This is a genomic window from Lentzea guizhouensis (assembly GCF_001701025.1).
GTDB classification, from domain to species: domain Bacteria; phylum Actinomycetota; class Actinomycetes; order Mycobacteriales; family Pseudonocardiaceae; genus Lentzea; species Lentzea guizhouensis.
Genome location: NZ_CP016793.1, coordinates 6,379,986 through 6,400,198 on the forward strand (window position 1 = coordinate 6,379,986; position 20,213 = coordinate 6,400,198).

At 69.2% G+C, this 20,213-nt stretch carries 15 protein-coding genes and 2 pseudogenes; 12 read left to right on the plus strand and 5 right to left on the minus strand.

Going from position 1 to position 20,213, the window contains the following annotated elements:
• Window positions 1–71: 71 nt before the first annotated feature.
• Window positions 72–290 (minus strand): annotated as a pseudogene (locus tag BBK82_RS54605) (helix-turn-helix domain-containing protein); the annotation flags it as partial.
• A 130-nt stretch (window positions 291–420) separates the two neighbouring features.
• Between BBK82_RS54605 and BBK82_RS31230 the strand changes: the two are divergent.
• From BBK82_RS31230 to BBK82_RS31240, 3 genes are all read left to right on the plus strand, one after another.
• Window positions 421–1,323 (plus strand): MBL fold metallo-hydrolase, encoded by a 903-nt coding sequence (locus BBK82_RS31230; protein WP_065918196.1) that lies wholly within the window; start codon window positions 421–423, stop codon window positions 1,321–1,323.
• Between the two features lie 20 nt (window positions 1,324–1,343).
• Window positions 1,344–2,762 carry a carboxylesterase/lipase family protein gene (locus BBK82_RS31235; protein ID WP_065918197.1) on the plus strand — a complete coding sequence of 473 codons (1,419 nt, stop codon included), beginning with the start codon at window positions 1,344–1,346 and terminating at the stop codon, window positions 2,760–2,762.
• Between the two features lie 82 nt (window positions 2,763–2,844).
• Window positions 2,845–3,144 carry a hypothetical protein gene (locus BBK82_RS31240; RefSeq protein WP_065918198.1) on the plus strand — a complete coding sequence of 100 codons (300 nt, stop codon included), beginning with the start codon at window positions 2,845–2,847 and terminating at the stop codon, window positions 3,142–3,144.
• Here BBK82_RS31240 and BBK82_RS31245 read toward each other — a convergent pair.
• On the minus strand, window positions 3,132–3,344 hold the full coding sequence (locus tag BBK82_RS31245) for a hypothetical protein (RefSeq protein WP_065918199.1): 213 nt from the start codon (window positions 3,342–3,344) through the stop codon (window positions 3,132–3,134). The genes BBK82_RS31240 and BBK82_RS31245 overlap by 13 nt on opposite strands.
• Before the next feature lie 160 nt (window positions 3,345–3,504).
• Between BBK82_RS31245 and BBK82_RS31250 the strand changes: the two genes are divergently transcribed.
• The 5 genes from BBK82_RS31250 (at window position 3,505) to BBK82_RS31270 (ending at window position 6,334) form a co-directional block, all read left to right on the plus strand.
• Entirely contained in the window at window positions 3,505–4,023 is a 519-nt protein-coding gene (locus BBK82_RS31250; RefSeq protein ID WP_065918200.1) for a hypothetical protein, read from the plus strand.
• Between the two features lie 74 nt (window positions 4,024–4,097).
• Window positions 4,098–4,499, plus strand: a complete 402-nt coding sequence (locus BBK82_RS31255) for a nuclear transport factor 2 family protein (protein WP_065918201.1) — start codon at window positions 4,098–4,100, stop codon at window positions 4,497–4,499.
• A 101-nt stretch (window positions 4,500–4,600) separates the two neighbouring features.
• Complete coding sequence (locus BBK82_RS31260) at window positions 4,601–5,401, plus strand: NAD(P)H-dependent oxidoreductase (protein WP_065918202.1); 801 nt, start codon at window positions 4,601–4,603, stop codon at window positions 5,399–5,401.
• Window positions 5,402–5,473: 72 nt separating this feature from the next.
• The gene (locus tag BBK82_RS31265; protein ID WP_083268277.1) at window positions 5,474–5,830 is read left to right on the plus strand and encodes an ANTAR domain-containing protein; all 357 of its coding nucleotides are present in this window, start codon (window positions 5,474–5,476) and stop codon (window positions 5,828–5,830) included.
• 18 nt (window positions 5,831–5,848) lie between these two features.
• A complete protein-coding gene (locus tag BBK82_RS31270) occupies window positions 5,849–6,334 on the plus strand; it encodes an ATP-binding protein (RefSeq protein WP_237047671.1) in 486 nt (161 codons plus the stop codon).
• On the opposite strand, the gene BBK82_RS54610 is transcribed toward BBK82_RS31270, so the two are convergent.
• The 3 genes and pseudogenes from BBK82_RS54610 to BBK82_RS31280 all read right to left on the minus strand — a co-directional run bounded on the left by BBK82_RS54610 (window position 6,321) and on the right by BBK82_RS31280 (window position 9,338).
• Complete coding sequence (locus tag BBK82_RS54610; RefSeq protein ID WP_237047672.1) at window positions 6,321–6,578, minus strand: ANTAR domain-containing protein; 258 nt, start codon at window positions 6,576–6,578, stop codon at window positions 6,321–6,323. The two genes, BBK82_RS31270 and BBK82_RS54610, sit on opposite strands and share 14 nt — an antisense overlap.
• A 154-nt stretch (window positions 6,579–6,732) precedes the next feature.
• Window positions 6,733–7,104: pseudogene (locus BBK82_RS56400) on the minus strand (transcriptional regulator); the annotation flags it as partial.
• A gap of 746 nt (window positions 7,105–7,850) precedes the next feature.
• On the minus strand, window positions 7,851–9,338 hold the full coding sequence (locus BBK82_RS31280) for a carboxylesterase/lipase family protein (RefSeq protein ID WP_065918204.1): 1,488 nt from the start codon (window positions 9,336–9,338) through the stop codon (window positions 7,851–7,853).
• Window positions 9,339–9,434: 96 nt separating this feature from the next.
• Between BBK82_RS31280 and BBK82_RS31285 the strand changes: the two genes are divergently transcribed.
• From BBK82_RS31285 to BBK82_RS31300, 4 genes are all read left to right on the plus strand, one after another.
• The gene (locus BBK82_RS31285; protein ID WP_065918205.1) at window positions 9,435–10,034 is read left to right on the plus strand and encodes a TetR/AcrR family transcriptional regulator; all 600 of its coding nucleotides are present in this window, start codon (window positions 9,435–9,437) and stop codon (window positions 10,032–10,034) included.
• A 123-nt stretch (window positions 10,035–10,157) separates the two neighbouring features.
• Window positions 10,158–14,114 carry a LamG-like jellyroll fold domain-containing protein gene (locus BBK82_RS31290; protein ID WP_065918206.1) on the plus strand — a complete coding sequence of 1,319 codons (3,957 nt, stop codon included), beginning with the start codon at window positions 10,158–10,160 and terminating at the stop codon, window positions 14,112–14,114.
• Window positions 14,115–14,181: 67 nt separating this feature from the next.
• Window positions 14,182–17,688, plus strand: a complete 3,507-nt coding sequence (locus BBK82_RS31295) for a hypothetical protein (protein WP_154697603.1) — start codon at window positions 14,182–14,184, stop codon at window positions 17,686–17,688.
• On the plus strand, window positions 17,603–20,158 hold the full coding sequence (locus tag BBK82_RS31300; RefSeq protein WP_065918208.1) for an RHS repeat domain-containing protein: 2,556 nt from the start codon (window positions 17,603–17,605) through the stop codon (window positions 20,156–20,158). Before BBK82_RS31295 ends, BBK82_RS31300 begins: the two co-directional genes overlap by 86 nt.
• The last annotated feature ends 55 nt before the right edge of the window (window positions 20,159–20,213 follow it).

Below are 20,213 nucleotides of genomic sequence, written 5' to 3' on the forward strand. Positions count from 1 at the left end.
CGCCGATCAACGAGGCCAGCAGGGCGTCCTCGGGATGGCGGCCCGCGACGAGCAGCAGGTTGCCGACCACCGGCCAGGGCGTCGAGGACGGCGTCGGAGGCGTTGACCGACTGCCCCTGTTCGAGGCGCGTGTAGTAGGACACGCTCACACCTGCCAGGTGCGCGAGCTCCTCGCGGCGCAGGCCCACGACCCGCCGGCGTTCGTGGAACTCCGGCAGCCCGACGTCTTCTGGACGAACTCGCGCCCGCCGTGCCCGCAAGAACTCGCCCAACTGGCCGGTGCCACCCATTCCGCCAGTGTGCGCGGCGCGCGGCCGGCGAGCCTGACCCCGCGAGGGATAGGCAGGAGCGGGTCTGGCTGACACCGCGCGACCGCCAGCAGGCTTGCCGCAACACCGGCAAACCCGAGCGGGAGATGACGTGCAGGAGATCGTGCTGGGTGACGTCACCGTCACCCGAGTCACCGAGTACTACGGCTCGGTCGACATGTCGCCGAAGACCTTCTTCCCCGAGAGCCCCGAAAGTGCGTGGCGCGAGCACGAACACTGGCTCGCCCCCGACTTCGTCGACCTGGAGACCGGCGTCTGCGTCTCCGCGATCCAGACCTGGGTCCTGCGCAGCGGGGGCAGGACGATCCTGGTCGACACCGGCGTCGGCAACCACAAGGAACGGCCCTACTCCCCGGTGTGGAGCCACCTGAACACCGGCTTCCTCGGCAACCTCGAACGCGCCGGGGTGCGGCCACAGGACGTCGACCTGGTGGTCAACACCCACCTGCACGTCGACCACGTCGGCTGGAACACCTACCTCGACGACCGGACCTGGGTGCCGACCTTCCCCAACGCCACCTACCTCATGCCCAAGGCCGACTTCGACTTCTGGAACCCGGCCAACGGCCACCGGCCGAATCTGGGCCGTGGCAACCAGAACGTCTTCGAGGACAGCGTCGCCCCGGTGCACGAGGCCGGTCTCACGCTGCTGTGGGAGGGCAGCCACCGGATCGACGGGAACCTCGCGCTGGAGCTCGCGCCGGGGCACACGCCCGGTTCCTCCGTGCTCACCCTCGACTCAGGCGGCGACCGCGCGTTGTTCGTCGGCGACCTGCTGCACACCGCCCTGCAGCTCGTCGAGCCCGACACGAACAGCTGCTTCTGCGAGGACCCGGCGGAGGCCAGGGCGACGCGGCGGCGGCTGCTCGGCCGGGCTGCGGACGAGAACGCGCTCGTCATCCCCGCCCACCTCGGCGGGCACGGCGGCGCGGAGGTCGTCCGCGAAGGCGGCAAGTTCGCCATCAAGACCTGGGCGCCGTTCGCCCGTCTCTGACCGAAGAACAGGAGGAACGGGTGTCCCACCCGATCGTCACCACCACCGAAGGCGCCGTCCGAGGTCGTGCCACCGAGCACGCGCACGTCTTCCTCGACATCCCCTACGCGGCACCACCGACCGGCGCGGCCAGGTTCGCCGCTCCGGCGCCCCACGCGTCCTGGCCCGACGTCCGGGACGGCACCCGGCCGGGACCGACTGCTCCCCAGCCGCACCGCGACGGGTTCGGCGCCCTGGACATGTCCGTCTACTTCGGACCCGGCTGGGTGCGCGGCGACGACTACCTCACCGTCAACGTGTGGGCGCCACCGCGGGCCACGCGCAGCCCGGTCATGGTTTTCGTGCACGGTGGTGGTTTCATCACCGGCTCCACCGGGTCCGAGCTCTACGACGGCACGTCGTTCGCCCGCGACGGCGTGGTGCTCGTGACCCTGAACTACCGGCTCGGCATCCCCGGCTTCCTCGACCTGCCCGGCGCGCCGCCCAACCGCGGGATGCTCGACGTCGTGGCCGCGCTGCGCTGGGTCAGGCGCAACATCGAGGCGTTCGGAGGCGATCCGGGCAACGTCACGCTGTTCGGCCAGTCGGCGGGCGCGACGATCGTCGGTGGCGTGCTGGCCGGCTCCGGGGCGAGCGGCCTGTTCCACCGCGCCATCGTGCAGAGCGGCAGCGGTCTGGGCGCTTTCTCCCCGGAGCAGGCGGCACGGGTGACCGCCGCGGCGGCCACCGCACTCGGCGTCGAACCGGCGACGGCGGACTTCGCCCGGATCTCGGACGAGGACTTCGTCGAGGTGCTGCGCGAGCTCGGTGGGCTGGACCTGGCGACGAGCACCCGGTTCGACCCGTTGCTCGGCCTCAGCCCGTTCAGCCTGGTCCTCGACCGGCAACCGGCCGAAGCCGTGGCCGCGGGTGCCGGTGCGGAGGTTGCGTTGATGGTCGGCACGAACACCGAGGAGGGCAACCTCTACCTGGTACCGCAGGGAAATCTGGCTAGTTCGACCGAGGAGGACGTGTTGGGCGTGGCCGCGCGGATGCACCGCGATCCGGCCGTGCTGGTGGAGCGGTTCCGTGCACGGCATCCAGGGGCGAGCGCGGGGGAGCTGCGTTCAGCGCTTGTGGGCGAAGCCCTGTTCGGCGCCGGTAGCCGCCGGCTCGCTGAGGCACACGCAGCCCGTGCTCACACCTACGAGTTCGCCTGGCGATCGTCTGCAGTGGACGGTCTGCTCGGGGCTGCTCACACGGTGGAGCTGCCGTACGTGTTCGACTGCCTCGACCTCCCCGCCCTGCGCGGCCCTCGCGGACTGCTCGGCCCGGCGGAACCTCCCGCGGAGCTGGCGGCACAGGTGCACGGGGCGTGGGTGAGCTTCGCCCGCAGCGGGGACCCCGGCTGGCCCGCAACACGGACACACCGCTTCACCGGGCCGTACGGCGGTTCGTGATCGACCTGCTTCGCCCGCGTGTAGCGAGCCCGGCTGACGGGCACTCCTCCACAGGACCGGACCTGCTTCCTGGGGGAGTGGAATGCGCCTGAACTTCAGCAGGAGGCTCGAACTGGCCGAGGACGCCGACCCCGGCCGCTTCCCGACGGAGGGGGCGCGGCGCCGGGCCATCGGCTTCGACCGCTGGGCGGGCCGTCACCCGGTGCTGATCACGCTGTTGTTCGGCGCGGGCCTGAGTGTCCTGCTGTGGCTGGCCTTGCCGGACGTCGACGACGACAGGTTCGTCTTCCGTCTGGTCGGTTACCTGGTGGCCGTGGTCGGCGCGATGGTGATGGCCGCCCGGATGGCCCTGAAGGCGAGGAAGAAGTACTACCGCCGTTGAGGCCGCCACGACCGCTGCCGCGCCGGCCCGAGATCGGCCGCGCCGCCACCGACGAACGCCACCGCATCGCTCCGCCTGGCAGGCGCCTCGGCGTCCCCTACTCCGTTGACCATCGTGGCCTCGGCGGTTCCGGTGGTGACCGCCATCGTGCTGACCACGGCCAGCCCGGCTGCGGCCGGCTTGGGAGCGAAGAATTTCACGGGTGAATCCCCCTGTTCGGCTTTTCGCGGTTTTCCGCGATGAGGAGATTTCTGAAGCGGTACGTTGTCAGGCGCCGGGGCGCTGAACGCCTGACGACATCAGGCTGACAACTGGGACCGTTCCGGCGCGTGCGTGATCTGGGGGAGGATCAGGTGCCTCGTGGGGAACAACCACTGGTTCGGGACGGTTCACCGCTCGTGGATTTCGCCGTTGACCTGCGGCTTCTCCGCGAAGCCGCAGGGCGGCCGTCGTGCGCTGGCGGTGCCGGGTGACCGGGTGGGCAGGGCGTCGGTGCGGGCGGACGGCAGCGTGCTCGCCGTGCTGCGTCTCGGTGCCGTCACGCTGGAGCTCTGGCGGCTGGACGGGGACCAACCGTCTGGTCAGCACAACCGAGTCGACACGAACGTGCAGGTGTGGGACATCGGGCGGCGAGACGCGCCGACTCGGGTCACGACCTTCGAGGGCTTCGTCGGGCAAGCGGCGGCTGTCGGTCATCGACCGGCCGACAACACCTTCGTGGTGGTCGACCAGGATGCGACGGTGTGGCCGCTCCGGACAGACCTGGGGGCTGCGCGGGCCGAGCTGTGCGCGGAGGCGGAGGCACTGTCAGCCGACGAGTGGGCCCGGTACCTCGCCGGCCTGGAACGGGTGCCGGTGTGCGGACGACAGGCTCCGTGACGCAAGTCCGCGGATCGACTCTTCGGCGAGCACGTGTCGCCGGCCAGAAACCGGACGAGTGAACAGGAGCGGGTATGACCGACGACGTGGCCAGCCAAGTGATCAAGGCTGAGCAGGATCGGATCCGCTGTCTCCTTGAGGTGGATCGCAGCACTTACGACCGCTTGCACGCCGCGGAGTACCGGTTGTGCAACCCGACCGGCGCCGTGTGGACCAAGGCCGAATACCTGGATCTCCTCACCACCGGGCGGGTCGCCTACCGGGAACTGCGGCTGGTCGGCGACGTGGACGCCGTCGTCGGCACCGACGTCGTCGTCCTGCGCTACCGGTGCGTCATCGAGCTCACCGTCGACGGCGCGGACATCCCGCGGCACGAGGCCTGGCACACCGACGTCTACACCAATGCCGGCGGCACGTGGCGTTGTGTCTGGTCGCAAGCCACCGGCATCATGGACCTCCCGTCGGCCGCATCCTGACCCACGGCCACGTGTGGCCACACCGGGTTGTGGACGCGCGCGCATGAACGTCGAACGTTCGCCTATTCTGCGCGCCGCTGTTCATGGCTTGAAATGCACGTATGACCATCGTTCATCCGCCCAAGCCGAACACCGCTTTGTGGGTGTACGCGCACCCGCGCCGTGATTCGCTCAACGACCGCCTCCTGCAAGCCGGGTCGAAGGCGCTGTCGCAGCGGTACGAGGTGGCGGTGTCGGACCTCTACGCCCAGGGCTTCGATCCCGTGCTGTCTAAGCGCGATTTGGGAGATCTGGGGGAACGCCCCGGCAACATCGCCGAGTTGGCCGGTGAGGCCTATGCGAGCGGCCAGCTGCCCGTCGACGTCCGTGAGGAGCAGGCCAAGCTCGCGGCGGCCGAGCTGCTCGTGCTGCAGTTCCCGCTGTGGTGGTACGGGCCGCCGGCGATCCTGAAGGGGTGGTTCGACCGGGTGCTCACGAGCGGGTTCGCCTACGGCGACCTCGACGCCGAGCTCGGCGTGCCCCGCCGGTACGGCGATGGCGGGCTGGTCGGGCGCAAGGCGCTGGTCGTGGTCACCGCCGGCGAGGACGAGCGCTCCATCGGCCCCCGCGGGATCAGCGGCGACCTCGACTCCCTGCTCTTCCCGATCACGCACGGCGTTCTCTGGTACGTCGGGATCGAGACACTGGACCTGCACGTGGTCCACGACGCCGACTCGCTCGGTCCTGAAGCGGTCGAACGGGAGGTCGAGCGCCTGGTGAGCCGGGTCGGCGGCCTCGCTGACGAACGCCCGCGACGGTTCCGGCGCCTGCGCGACGGCGACTACGCGGCCACGCGCGCACTGCGGGACGACCTGATGCCCGGCCGCACCGATCTGGGGATCCACCTGGCTGACCGCGACTGATCCGGTTCGGCCTCGGTGCGCCGCCCGCGCGCTCGTTGTGCATCATCAGTGCTGATCCGATAAATCAGAACTGTGCCTACCTACGACAAGTCGATCGATCCTGCTCGCGAGGTCGAGCAGTTGCGGGAAGCGCTTGACCGGCAGCCGGTGATCGAGCAGGCCAAGGGCATGCTGATGCTGCTGCGCGCGTGTTCGGCGGATGAGGCGTTCACCGTGTTGCGCACGGTGTCGCAGCGCGTCAACGTCAAGGTGTTCGACATCGCCGCCGTCATCGTCGCGGCGGCGAGCGGGCAGCACCCGCCGTGTTCACCGGATCCGCGGACCGTGGCGGATGTGCTGCAGTACGTACGCGGGTTGAAGCCGGGCTCGCCCGGCGTGGTCTCCGATGGTGAGGTCGCCGATCACCTGGGTGACGGCGGGCTGGTGTGATCGAACCGCCACGCGACCGTGGCCGAATACATGGACGTGGAGCACGCACACCCCATCAGTGAGTCATGCGACGAACCGGGTCTGAGTTCACTCGACCTGGGCAACGACGTGCACGCGCTTGCCGCGGTGCGCCGTTGGACTCGCGACACCCTTGCCGGTGTCGCCGAAGACGGGCTCGATGCAGTCTTACTGGTGGTCAACGAGCTCGTGAGCAACGCCGTCGACCACGGTCGCGGTCCCTGGCGGCTGCGGTTGCGCCGGTCGGCGACGCCCTTCTCAGTGCGCGTCGAGGTGGACGACCCCTCACCTGAGCCGCCCGGACTCGGTCGATCCTGCCTCGATGGATCCTGCCTCGGCGCGAGCCGGGGAGGAGGGCTGATCGTCGTCAGCCGGCTGGCCGACGACTGGGGCGTCATCCACGGCAGCGGCGGCAAGACGGTGTGGGCCGAGATCACCTGTGGTCGGACGTCGTCCGCGACCAGGCCCGTGTTCAGCGCCTGGTGACCTCGTCGAGCAGGTTCTTCGCGATGTCGCGCAGTTTCACGTTCTCCTGCTGGGAGCGTTGCACGAGCATGGCGAAGGCGTCGTCTGCGGTGCAGGTGTGCACGGCCATGAGAACGCCCTTGGCCTGGTCGATCGCGCCTCGGGAGAGCAGCGCGGCTTCGAGGTGTTTGATGTGGTCCCTGGCCCGCTGCCAGCGGTGGGCGTTGGCGATCGCGGCGCTGGCGGCGGTGGTGAACAGCCGCATGACGCTCTCGTCGAACGGGTCGAACGCCGGCGGTGTAGCTGTAGATGTTGAGCGATCCGGCGTGCTCGGCGTCGTTGTGCTGCGCGGCGGGGAGCACGACGGGCACGGACAGGTAGGCGCGGACGCCGTGCTGGTCCGCGGAGGCTTCGAACTCCGGCCAGGTGTCCTCGTTCTGGCCGACGACCGCGCGGACGGCCTGCAGGGTGCGGGCGGCTTCCAGGCAGGGACCGCGGTTGGCGCCGTACTGCTTCTCGTCGATCTCGATGAGCGCGGTGTCGCTGGCGGCGGCGGTGCGCGGCTGCTCGGGTCTGACGGTGATGGTGACGGCGTCGGCGTCCTGGATCGCTCGCGTCGCCGTTTCGGCGAGCCGCTGCAGGACCTCGTCGAGGGGCTCCTCGGCGGAGAACCCGTCGCGCAGCATCGCCAGCGCGGCGGTCGCCTCGTCCAGGCGCTCCACCGGGTCCTGCCGGTCGACGTCCGCGGGCCGCGAGGCGTCCTGGCCGGCCAGGGTGGTCAGGTCGTCCATGCCGCGTCACCTTCCGCCGGGAACGAGTTCACGGCGCTGGATGCTCAACGCTCGCAGCGAATGATACGGCGCACCGGCTCCGGCGGCCGAGCCACTCCGGGGGTGAACCGAACCGGTGCGGGTGCTGGAAGTGTTCAACAGCCCGCACCGGTTCCGGCCGGCCACGCGAGGTGGCCTACCGCGCGTAACGCACGCGTGCACGGTAAGGCTCTTGTACCCCGCCACAGCTGATCCAATCCGCGCGGCTGATGGCCGATGTGCAGGTACGTGCCGTCGGGAGTGCATCTGTGCCGCAGGAGGTGGTTCAGCTCGCCGCCGTGATCAGTTCGATGAGCTTCTCGTCATGCTTTTGGGATGGGGCTCCCGGCGGCACGTCGCGTCACCGCCGCGGAATCCGCTCTCGATCTCCAGCAGGTGCGCCACCCGCAAGGCGACGAGGTCGCGCTGGTGGCGCGGTTCGTCCGCGAGTGTGGCCGGTTGCCGGCCTCGACCCGCCGGTGGTGTCAATGCGGGGCGAGGCCGGAGCTCGGACGGACTGGCGGCAGCCCGGATGGTGCAGAAGAACCAGGGTCGTCCAGGGGGACCTCGCCGCCGGAGAGTTCCAGCGGGGCCAGGTAACCGCCCCAGGCCCAGTTGGGCACGTTGGGGCCGTCCACGTCGAGGAGACAGGGCAGCAGGACGAGGCGAAAGTCAACAACCCGTTGCGGACCTGTGCCCGGCGCAAGTCGTGGAGCCCACCCGGACGATCACGGAAGGTCGAAGGGCGAGGGGAAGTGGCCTTCCCAGATGTGGCGGGACGCCTGTTCGGGGTAGGGCAGCGTCTTCGACTCGGTGTCCAGGACGCGGGTGAGGTGGTCGCCGGGCCGGTGAGGGGACCAGCCCGCGTCGCCGGTGGTGACGAAGCGGACCCATGCTTCCTGGAGTTCGCGGGAGAGCGCGACGGCCTCGGGAGTGGGCTTCTCGCCGATGAGCTGGGTGCCGACGGGGCTGTCCAGCGTGCCGAACGCGAGGGGCAGGTCGAGGCTGTGGCAGGCGCCCAGGATGCCGCCGAGGGCCGGGGCGGCCCAGCACAGTTCGAACAGGTACGAGGTGCCGCCGGCTGCGGCGTTCGCCTCGGCCAGCTGCTGTGACGGCATGCGGAAGAGGGCGTCGGAGTAGACCGTCTCCACCAGTTCCTCCGGGCCTGCCTGCGGGAACGCGGCACGGTAGGCGCGCGCGCCGTCCGGTTGCGGGGCGAGCAGTTCCAGGGCTGCGTGGGCGTCCGCCTCGGTGAAGGTGCCGTACCGGCCGCTCATGACGCTGAAGTACCGGAACTCGTTCCGGGTGTGGCCGACGAGCAGTTCGGTCCCGCTCGCGCGCTCGCCTGTCAGCGCGGTCCAAGGTGTTTCCGGAAGGACCTCGCCGTCGACGACGGGGCACAGCGCGGTGCCGGTCTCCGTGAGGCGTCCCCACCTTTCCCGGTGCGCGTGGAGGTCGGCGTTGAAGGAGGTGAGCTCGGCGGCCAGGTGCCACGGGTCGATGTCGCGCAGGGCTTCTGCGGTGGGGGCCGCGCCGAGGCGGTCCGCGAACGTGGCGGTGACCTGCCGTGCCAGCGCGGGGGTGCTGTGCAGCCCCGGCACCGAATGGGCGATGGCCCGCTGGAACAGGCCGCGCGCGGACTTCATCGTCAGCAGGGCGGCGACGGAGCCCGCCCCGGCGGAAATCCCGCCCACGGTGACCCGGCCGGGGTCGCCTCCGAAGGCGGCGATGTTGCGGTTCACCCACTCCAGCGCCGCGATCTGGTCGAGGAACCCGCGGTTGGGCGGCACGTCGTCGAGGAACGCAAATCCTTCCGCGCCCACCCGGCAGTTGATGGTCACCACGACAACTCCCGCTGCGGTCAGCGCTGCCGGGTCGTACATCGGGTCGCTCGACACCGCCGAGAGGTAGCCGCCCACGGGAATCCACACCAGCACCGGCAGTCCCGCCGCACCGGGATCCGGGGTGCCGACGTCGAGCGTCAGCCAGTCGGTGCCCTGCGGGGCCACGTCGACCGGCAGGGACAGCGGCACCACGGGGCCGAACTCGACCGCCTGCCTCGTCCCCTCCCAGCGGTGCGGCGGCGCGGGCGCGGCGAAGCGGAGCGCTCCCACCGGGGGCTGGGCGTAGGGAATGCCGCGGAACACCGCGTGCCCGTGGCGCCAGCGCCCCTGCACCAAGCCTTCCGTGGTCCGCACCTTCGGCTGTTCGGACATGACGATTCCTTTCCCCCGAGTGGACTCCACTGTTATGGGTCAGGTGTATTATGTCAACCGTATTGGAACAGTTCCGGGTAGGGGGAGACGCCGGCGATGCCGAAACAGGTGGATCACCGCGGACGGCGCGAAGCGATCGCCCGCGCACTGTGGCGGGTGGTGGAGCAGCGCGGCGTCACACAGCTGACGATGCGCGCGGTGGCGCAGGAAGCGGGCATGTCACTCGGGCAGCTGCAGCACTACTTCGCCTCCCGGACCGCCATGCTCTCCTTCGCCGTGGATTTCGCGTCCGAGCAGACCTCGCTGCGCGTACAAGAGGGCCTCGGAAAGCTCGGTGACCGTCCGCACCCCCGTGACGTGCTGCGACTGACGCTCGCGGAAATGCTCCCCCTGCATGCCGACGCCCGCGCGACCAGCCGGATGAGCGCCGCCTACGTCCTGGAGGCGCTGCACGACGAGGCCGTGCACGAGCAGGCGCGCCGCGGCCTCGTCCACGGGCGGGCCCTCGTCGAGCAGGTGGTCCGCCAGGCGATCGCCGACGGGCACGTCGACTCCAGCCGCGACCCGGCGATCGAGACCAACCTGCTCCTCGCCCTCACCGGCTTCACCTCCCTGATCGAACTCGACGTGGTCGAGCCCGAGGACGCGCTCGCCGCGATCGACGTGCATCTGGACCGGCTGTTCAGAACTACGTGACCTGCTCCCGCCACCGGCCTGCCTTGGAACGCGAGGTCGGTTCGGGCATGTCCGAATTGATTGTCGGCTGATCGATCACTGCTCCATCGTCGACCCGCAGGACCACACTGGGGAGAGTTCCTGATGGGCAGACGTTTTCCGGCCGCGTTGGCGGCCGTGTTCATGACGGCGGCGGTGGTGCCGATGCCACCGGCACCGCCCGCGGCGGCTGAGACACCACCGACCGCACCTGTGGAGATCGCGACGACTCCGACCACGAGGGTGTTCGCGAACCCGGACGGCTCGCGCACGCTCGAGCAACACGCGATTCCGGTGCGGGCGCAGGTGAACGGCAACTGGGTCGGAGTCGACACGACGTTGAAGTTCACCGCGGACGGCACGGTCACGCCCGCCGCGAGCGCTGTGCCGCTCACGTTCTCCGCCGGGGGCACCACACCGCTGGTCCGGCTCGCGGACCGGGACAAGCACGTTGAACTGACCTGGCCCAAAGCCTTGCCGAAACCGGAGCTGCACGGAGACACGGCGTTGTACCCGGAGGTGCTGCCCGGCATCGACCTGAAGATGCGCGCGCTGCCTCAGGGTTACTCGCAGGTGCTCGTGGTGAAGCACCGCGACGCCGCCGTGGACCAGGTGGCGTTCGGTCTCGGCGGCAGCGGCGTGCGAGTCGGGCAGAGGCCGGATCGCAGCGTCGTCGCCGTCGACAACGCCGGCGAGGAGGTCTTCCGCGCGGCGCCGCCGTCGATGTGGGACACCCAACCGGCACAGCGGCGGGCGGTGGCCGGGCTGGAGCTCGGCGGTGACCGGCTCACCATCAAGCCCGACAAGGGTTTCCTCGAGGATCCGGCAACGCGCTACCCGGTGGAGATCGACCCCGACTTCCACGCGGGCCGGTCGGCGTGGACCAAGGTGTTCGAGCAGTACCCGACGACGAGCTACTGGAACGGTGCGAACGACCAGGAGCAGATCGGCAAGGTCGGGTACACGACCTGGGACCATCCGGTTGTCAAGGTGCGCAGCTACTTCCAGTTCGACGTCACGGCGCTGTTCGGCAAGCGGATCATTTCCGCCGAGTTCAACGCACTGGAGATTTGGTCGCCGTCCTGCGAGGCCCGAGAGGTGCGGCTGAACGAGACCGGTGCGATCCACGCCGGCACGACCTGGCAGAACCAGCCCTGGATCGGCCAAGAGCTCGGCCGGCACAACGTGGCGGCCGGGTACAGCACGGCCTGTCCGGCGAAGTCTCTCGGGTTCAACGCCCACGGCGCCGTGACCAACTCGGTGAACACCAAGACGCCGACCACGACCGTGATGCTCAACGCGGTGAACGAGGCCGACACGTACGCGTGGAAGAAGTTCGACATCAACGTGTCGTTGATCGTCAAGTACAACAGCGTTCCGAACGTGCCCACGGCCCCGACCGTCCACGGCAAGCCTTGTGGTGTGTTCCCGGCACATCCGCACATCTCCACCGCCAGCCCGGTCGTCAAGGCCACCTCCAGTGACCCCGACGGCGGCGGCGTGCAGACCGAGTTCGAGTGGTACGTCCGCAACGGCGCGAAGAAGGGCGGCACCACCACTCCACCTCAGACCTCCGGCACTCAGTTCGGCACCACGTTGCCCGCCAACGCCTACCAGGACGGCGACACGATCGCCTGGCGGGCGCGCGCGTACGACGGCCTCGACCGCAGTGAGTGGACGCCGTGGTGTGACGCCACGGTCGACCAGACCCGCCCGGACAAGCCACCGGTGATCAGTTCCAACGACTACCCGCGCAACGACATCGGCGGCGGCACCGGCCGCACCGGCGGGTTCACACTGCAGCCCAACGGGGTCAACGACGTCGCCGGGTACAAGTACGACCTGCACGACCACCCGGACCAGTACGTCGCGGCCGATGCGAACGGTGTCGCGGTCGCGCTCGTGACGCCGCCGTCCGACACGTGGCACCACCTGCACGTCAAGAGCGTCGACAAGGCCGGCAACGTCTCGGACAGCAGCGTCTACTCGTTCCTGGTCGCGAGCGGCACTCCCGCTCTGGGCATCTGGCAGCTCAACGGCCGCTACCAGGCCAGCGACGCACCGGACGGCTCAGGGCGCAACAACCACGGCACCGTCACAGGTGCGGACGGATCAGGTGGCGCGTACTGGGTTCAGGGGCGCCACGACGACGCGCTCCGGTTCGGCGGTCAGGGATTCGTGCAGACCGGTGGTCCGACCGTGCGCACCGACCAGACCTTCAGCGTCGCCGCGTGGGTGCGGCCCGAGCTGCACGGAGGCGCCTGGCGCACGATGGTGAGCCAGGACGGCAACCAGATGAGCGGCTTCTACCTGCAGCTCAACCCGTACGACAACAAGTGGAACTTCATGGTCCCCGCGGCGGACGGCGATGTCGAACGCCGGATCGCCGCCTCGAACGCACCCGCTGTGCTGCACCGCTGGACACACCTCGTCGGCACGTACGAACGAGGCACCGGCAAGCTCACCCTGCACGTCGACGGTGTCGCACAGAACCAGACGGCGGTGCACACGACGCCGTGGAACGCCACTGGCGCAACGCAACTCGGTCGCGGCCGGTACCAGGGCAAGCCCGTTGACCACTTCGTCGGTGCGGTGGACGAGGTGCGCCTGTACGACCGCCAGCTCGGCCAGCAGGAAATCGGTGAACTCGCCACCGCGCCGACCACCGACGAAGGCTTCTGGCGGTTCGAAGACTCGAGCGGCGCCGACGTCTCCGGCAACCTGCGCAACGCGACGCTCCGCGGTGGCGCGTCGTTCACCGACATGGCGTCGGTGGGCAACGGTGCAGTCGCGCTCAACGGCAGCACCGGATTCCTGGACACCGGCACGGAAGCTGTGCGCACCGATGGTTCGTTCACCATCAGCGCGCACGCCCGGCTCGAGGAGTCGGCGGCGGGCTCCTCGCGCACGATCATCAGCCAGGACGGTCCGAAGTCGTCCGGGCTCGCCCTGCGCTACCGGGGCGACACGAAGAAGTGGTCGTTCGCGGTGTCACCGGCCGACAGCGCGGATCCGGTCTACCTCACCGCCGACTCGGCCGACCAGGCGCAGCCCGGCGAGTGGGTCCGGCTGACCGGCGTCTTCGACCTCGCCGAGCGCGAGGTCCGGCTGTACGTCAACAGCGTGCTGGTCGCCAGCACACCGATCCCACCGAACCACGCACTCACCCCTGTGACCGGTGGCCTCGTCATCGGCCGGTCCAAGACGAACGGCGCCAACGCGCAGTTCTGGCAAGGCACCGTCGACCAGGTCCAGGTCCACACCGGTGTGCGAACGGGCGATCAGGTCAAGGCGGACGCCCGCACCCCGGCGAGTCCTCCGAAGTCCGTGTACCAGGGCCAGTTCAGCCGCTGGATCGGCCACGACGGCGAGCACACGACCACGCTCGGCGCCGCCCCGCGCGGATACCACTTCGAGCACCCGCTCGGCTTCCCGGCTCCGGCGGACGCCGCCGACGCCCAGATGCTGTACTCGTGCCGGCTCGGCAAGGACGAGTTCACCTCGAAGGACGCCGCCTGTGAGGGCCAGACCGTCGTCGGTGAGCTCGGCTTGATCCACCAGAACCCGCCCGCGGGCGTGCCGTCCGTCGCGATCTACCGCTGCACCGCGAACGGCGAGCACTTCCTGTCCGGCAACGACAAGTGTGAGGGCCAGACGGTCGAGTTCAAGCTCGGCTACGCCCGCGCGTACGCACACCTGGTGCGCCACCACGAGACGAACGGCCGTGGTGAGCACCGCACCGCCGCAAGAGAAGTGCCCGGTACGTACCGGGCCGAACACAGCCTCGGCCTCGTCGGAACCGTCGGCACGGCGGGTACCCGGCCTTTGTTCGCCTGCCAGCACGGCACGGACACGTTCAGCTCGGTGGCAGCCGACTGCGAGAGCAAGCAGGTCATCGGCTGGATCGGCACGGTCCACACCGCCAGGCCGTCCGGTGTGGACAGCACAGAACTGTTGCGCTGCAAAGTCACCGGTACCGGTGAGCTGTTCGACACGGTGGATCCCGGCTGCGAGGGCCAGACGCTCGACCAACGCCTCGGGCATGTCATCACCCGCCTCTGAACGAGAACGGAACACCATGAGACGCAGGAACTCATGGCGGACTGGCGCGCTTTTGACGAGCGCGATCATGGCCGTCACCCTGTCCACGCCGACTCAGGCCGCCCTGGCCCAGGAGATCAGGCCGCACGACCCGCAGAAGCTCAAGTCCGTTCCCGGCAAAGCCGTCGAGGTCACACCACCGGCCACGAGCAGCATCGCCGAGCAGCGCGGCACACCCGACGTGGTGTGGCCCTCCGCCGGTGGAGGTGAGGTGTCGCTCGCCGCCGCCCAAACCGCCCAAGCCGCCCACACCGCCCAGACCGCGCAGGTCGGTGCGCTGCCGATCTCGGTGGCCGGCGTCGACGCCGCGAGCCCGGCCAAGGTCAAGCTCGACGTCCTCGGCCGCGACCAGAACAGGTTGCTGTTCAGGCTCAGCAGCACCGACGCCGCGAAGACCACCGGCAAGGTCGCGGTCACCATCGACTACAGCAAGTTCCGGCACGCTTACGGCGGCGACTGGGCGTCGCGGCTGCGCATCGTCGGTGGCGACGGCGCGTCAACGGGCCCGGTCCGCAACGACGTGGCCCGCGGCAGGCTGACCGGCGAGGTGCCCGCGAGCGCACAGGGCGGCACCTTCGCGCTCGCCGCCGCGCCGGAAGGCCCCGCCGGCGACTACAAGGCGACCTCCCTGTCGCCATCGGGCGAGTGGAAGGTGAGCGCGCAGACCGGCGCGTTCAGCTGGCAGTACCCCCTGCGCACACCGGAGGCTCCCGGCGGGCTCGCGCCTGAGCTGAGCGTGGGCTACAACTCCGGTTCGGTCGACGGCCGCGTCGCCACCACGAACAACCAGACGTCGTCGCTCGGCGAGGGCTGGAACCTGTCGGCCGGATCGGTCGAGCGGCGGTTCAAGGGCTGCGCGGACGACCTCGGAGGCAACAACGGCGACACCAAGACCGCGGACCTGTGCTGGTTCAACGACAACGTCTCCATCTCGCTCGGCGGCCGGTCCGGTGAGCTGGTCGAGGTGGCCGAAGACTCGTGGCGCCTCAAGGACGACGACGGCAGCAAGATCGACAAGGTCGGCTCCGCCTGGCGGCTGACGACGACGGACGGCACCCAGTACTTCTTCGGCAGGCACGAGGTTCCCGGCCGCGGAGCCACGAACTCGGTGCTCAGCGTCCCGGTGGCGGGTAACCACAAGGGCGAGCCGTGCTTCAAGGAGGGTGACTTCACCGGTTCTTTCTGCGCGCAGCCATACCGGTGGAACCTCGACTACGTCGTGGACGCCCACGGCAACACGATGATCTACACCTACGAGAAGCAGACGAACAAGTACGCCCGCAACGCGGGCAAGGCCACGGACGTCTACGACCGTGCGAGCGAGCTTCGCTTCGTCGAGTACGGCACCCGTGAAGGTGTCGCGGGCAAGGCGCCGGTCCAGGTCGAGTTCACCTCGGACGACCGGTGCGCCCCCGGCTCGAACTGCGAGCAGAAGACCCCGCAGTCGTGGCCGGACGTGCCGTGGGACCGCGACTGCACGGCGGCGACGTGCGGTGACCTGTACGCCCCCACGTTCTGGACCACCAAGCGCCTGGCCAAGGTGACCACACGGGTGCTGGCCGGCACCGAGCACAGGGACGTCGAGAAGTGGGAGTTCGACCACACCTTTCCGGCGCCGGGCGACGGTACGAGCCCGGCGATGTGGCTGAACAGCATCGTGCACACCGGACTGTCCGGTGGTGAGGCCAAGACGCCGGCCGTCACCTTCGTGCCCGACCCCGAGGCCAGGGCCAACCGGGTCAACAGCGCACCGGACGGCCTGCCGCCGGGCAACAAGCACCGCATCCACGCGATCAACACCGAGACCGGTGGGCTGATCGACGTCAACTACCAGGCGGTCAGCTGCAAGGCGGGCCAGTTCCCGGTACCGGACAACAACTCCGCGCTGTGCTACCCGGTGCGCTGGACGCCGGAGAAGCAGGGCCCGTTCGACGACTGGTACCACAAGTACGTGACCGCCTCGGTCGGCCTGGTCGACCGCGTTGGTGGAGCGCCGACCCAGTTCACGCACTACGCCTACGACGGCGGCGGCGCGTGGGCGTACCGGGACGATCCGTTCACCAAGGAGGAGCACCGGACCTGGAACGACTGGCGCGGCTTCGCGAAGGTCAGCGTCCTCAACGGTGACCCGACGAACACGGGCTCGCCGATCCAGTCCGAAACCGTGCACCGCTACTTCCGCGGCATGCACGGCGACAAGACCAAGGCGGGCGGCACCAAGTCCGTCCAGGTCGACGGCATCAACGACGACCCGCAGCTCCGGGGCTTCCAACGGGAAGAGATCGTGCTCAACGGCAAGGGAGGCACCGAGATGAACGCCGCGGTCCACAAGCCGTGGAGCAAGCACACCGGCACGGCGGGCAACCTCAGGTCGTTCATGGTCGACACCGAGTCCACCACCACCCGGACGACCCGCAAGGACAGCACCCCGCGCCGCACGGAGAAGACCACGACCTTCGACGACCACGGCATGCCGGCCAAGGTGAACGACCGCGGTGACGTGGACAACCCGAACGACGACCAGTGCACCACCACGACCTACAAACGCGACACGGCCAAGTGGCTGCTGGACCTGCCGGGACAGGTCTCGACGATCGGTGTCGCCTGCGGTGGCACGCCGTCATTCCCGCGCGACGCGATCTCGGACGTCATCAACCACTACGACGCCGCAGGCAACCTGACCGAGGTCGAGTCGCTCGAATCGCACAACGGCACGGCAAAGCACCGCACGACGACCCGCACCACGTACGACGGGTACGGCCGTGTGCGGGAGGTGTTCGACGCGCTGGACCGCAGGACGGCGACCACCTACGCGCCGGACACCGGGTTGCCGGCGACGGTCACCGAGACCAACCCGATCGGCCACACCGTCGTCAAGACGATGGACAACGCGTGGAACCAGCCGACCACCGTGGTGAGCGCCAGCGGTGCACGCACCGACGTCAAGTTCGACCCGCTCGGCCGCATCACGGACACGTGGACCCCCGGCCGGTCCAAGGCACGCGGCGACGGGCCCAGCGTGCGGTTCGCCTACGGCATCCGCAACGACGGCGCGACCTGGGTCAACACGCAGACGTTGAAGGCCAACGGCAACTACGTGTCCGGATACGAGCTGTACGATGGATTCCTGCGTTCGCGGCAGACCCAGCAACCGAGTCCGCAGGGTGGCCGTGCGCTGACCGACGTCCTCTACGACACGCGCGGCCTGGCAGCGGTGAAGAACGCCGGCTACTACAACAGCGACTCCGCACCCGGCACCGTGCTGTTCGCTCCCGAGGACGCGCAGATCCCCACGCAGACGATCACGGTGCACGATGGTGCCGAGCGCGCGGTCGAGGAGGTTTACGAGAAGCTCGGCCAAGCTCAGTGGAAGACCACCACGGCGCACCACGGCGACCACACGGTGGTGACCCCGCCCGCGGGCGGCACGCCGACCACGACGTTCACCGATGCCCGCGGCCAGGTCACCGAGGTGCGCCAGCACAGGAGCGCCGGAGACCCGCACGACCCGCCGTGCCTACACCAAGGCCGGTGAGCTCGAGAAGCTCGTCGACGCCGCGGGCAACGAGTGGGTCTCGAAGTACGACGCGGCCGGAAACCTGGTGGAGTCCAAGGACCCGGACAAGGGCGCCGGCACGATGACCTACGACGCGGCCGGCCAGGTGATCAGCGCGACCGATGCGCGCGGCCAGGTGCTGGTGAACGTCTACGACGTGCTCGGCCGTCGTACCGAGCTGCGCAAGGACTCGGCGACCGGCGAGAAGCTCGCCACCTGGACCTACGACTCCGTCCGCAGAGGACAGTTGACGGCGAGCACTCGCCACGTGAGCGGCCGCGCCTACACCACGGCGACCACGAGCTTCGACGCCGCGGACCGGCCGGTCGACACCGAGATCACCATCCCGGCCGGTGAAACCGGTGTGCAGGGTACGCACAAGACGACGACGACCTACCTCCCCGACGGCAGCGTCGCGTCGGTGCTCCTGCCCAAGCTCGGCGACCTACCCGCTGAGACGATCGTCTACGAGTACAACGACCTGGGCCTGCCGCACGCCACCTCTGGTGCTCAGACCTACGTCAGCGCGACGAGCTACACGGCGCTGAACGAGATGACACAGCTGGAGCTGGGCCCCAAGGGCAAGCGCGCCTGGCAGACGGTCTTCTACCAGGAGGGCACGCGCAGGCCGGAAACCTCGATCGTGCAACGCGAACTGATCGGCTCGCTCGCCGTCGACCAGACCAGCTACCACTACGACCCCGCCGGCAACGTCAAGCAGGTCGACAACCAGGCCGCGGGTCAGGCGCTCGACCGGCAGTGCTTCGGCTACGACGGGTTGCGGCAGCTGACCGACGCGTGGACCAGTACTGGGAACTGCGCTGTGACAGGTGGTTCCATCGGTGGCGCCGCGCCGTACTGGAACACGTACCGGCACGACCTGCTCGGCCGGCGCACATCGCACACGCAGCGCGGTGACGCCACCGGCGACACGACCACGACGCTGACCTACCCGCAAGCGGGCGAGGCCCAGCCGCACGCGCCGAAGACCGTGGCGGTCTCCGGTCAGATGCGGAAGTCGAGTGCGGCCGGTGAGTACTCCTACGACAGGACCGGCAACACGGTCGAACGGCCCAGCAGCACCGGCGACCAGCAGTACACCTGGGACGCCGAGGGGCAGCTCGCCTCGGTCACGGTCTCAGGAGCCACCACGTCGTTCGTGAACTCCCCGCTCAACGACAGGTTGCTCGCGAAACAGCCGAACGGCACGACGCTGTACCTGCCGGGCGGCGAGCTGCGCTACGACACGGCGTCCAAGACCCTCAAGGGCACCAGGTACTACCTGCACGGCAGCCAGGTCGTCGGTGCCAGGACCGCCGCGGGTGTCAGCTACCTGCCCGCGGACAGCCAGGGCACCAGCACCGTGTCGATCAACGCGACCACGCTGCAGGCGGTCAAGCGCCGGTTCGACCCGTTCGGCATCGCGCGCGGCACCACGCCCGAGCAGTGGCCGGGGGAACGCGGTTTCGTCGGTGGCACGGGGACGTCGGGCACCGGGCTGACCCGGCTCGGGGTGCGCGACTACGACTCGAACACCGGCAAGTTCATCACCGTCGACCCGGTGCTCGACGGCTCGAACCCCCACCACCTCGACTCCTATTCCTACTCCTACAACAACCCGGCCACGTTCAGCGACCCGACCGGCAAGATGCCGTTCGACGAGGAACGGGAAATGCTCGCGTTGAAGATGCGGTCGAAAGGCAGGCACGCCGACTCCCAACGGATCCTTGACTCACTTAGGCCCTATCACGCCGCGAAGAAGAAGCAGCAGAACCGGACGTACACGGACTGCGGGCCGTTCGGCGACGTCTGTCACCCGAGGAAGATCCGCAAGGTTGATGACGACGTTCGGACGGACCGGGCCGCCGCCGCGCGGGCGTATCAGCGGTTGCTGAACGAGCGCGCCAAGAAGAACGCGGACGAGATCGGCAAGAACGTGAAGCGGTTCCTGCCGGACGGCGTTCAGTTTTCCTCGCTGCACGACTGGCTCGGCGAGACCGGCTCGGTGTCGGTGTGCGGCGCCGCCGCCGCGGGCGGCCTTCTCGCCCTCGGAACTGAGGTGTGCGTTCACTTCGACCTCGAGGGGATGGCGTACAGCTGGAGTTCCAAGGCCGGTGTCGAAGCCGGTGTGGGTGCCAGCGCTGATGCCGTGGTGAAGTTCAACTCCGATGCCGCCGATGAGGTGGGTGGCGGTCTCACCGTCTCCGCAGAGGCCTCTCCCAAGCTCGTCCTCGGAGTGGGCGGCGCGTGGAAAGCCGGATCCGAGCTGAACCTCGAGACCGGCAAGATCGGTCTCACCGGACAGGTCAGCGCCAGCGTGGGAGGGAAGGCCTCCTTGGGAGGTGGTTACATGAATGTCGGATGGAACACCGGTTATGTCATAAAATGGGACGATCCCGATTTTGTCAATCTTGTCGACTCCTTGCAGAGTTGCACCCGCTGCAGGTGAGATTGGTCAAGTGAGGGAGGACAGGACGTTCACCAGACGCGTCTGCCTGGTCGAC

Coding starts and splice junctions, on each gene's coding strand:
- BBK82_RS31285 (WP_065918205.1), top strand. CDS start 9,435: ATGCCGAAACAGGTGGATCACCGCGGACGGCGCGAAGCGATCGCCCGC.
- BBK82_RS31290 (WP_065918206.1), top strand. CDS start 10,158: ATGGGCAGACGTTTTCCGGCCGCGTTGGCGGCCGTGTTCATGACGGCG.
- BBK82_RS31295 (WP_154697603.1), top strand. CDS start 14,182: ATGGCCGTCACCCTGTCCACGCCGACTCAGGCCGCCCTGGCCCAGGAG.
- BBK82_RS31280 (WP_065918204.1), bottom strand. CDS start 9,338: ATGTCCGAACAGCCGAAGGTGCGGACCACGGAAGGCTTGGTGCAGGGG.
- BBK82_RS31300 (WP_065918208.1), top strand. CDS start 17,603: ATGCCCGCGGCCAGGTCACCGAGGTGCGCCAGCACAGGAGCGCCGGAG.
- BBK82_RS54610 (WP_237047672.1), bottom strand. CDS start 6,578: ATGCGGCTGTTCACCACCGCCGCCAGCGCCGCGATCGCCAACGCCCAC.
- BBK82_RS31240 (WP_065918198.1), top strand. CDS start 2,845: ATGCGCCTGAACTTCAGCAGGAGGCTCGAACTGGCCGAGGACGCCGAC.
- BBK82_RS31255 (WP_065918201.1), top strand. CDS start 4,098: ATGACCGACGACGTGGCCAGCCAAGTGATCAAGGCTGAGCAGGATCGG.
- BBK82_RS31260 (WP_065918202.1), top strand. CDS start 4,601: ATGACCATCGTTCATCCGCCCAAGCCGAACACCGCTTTGTGGGTGTAC.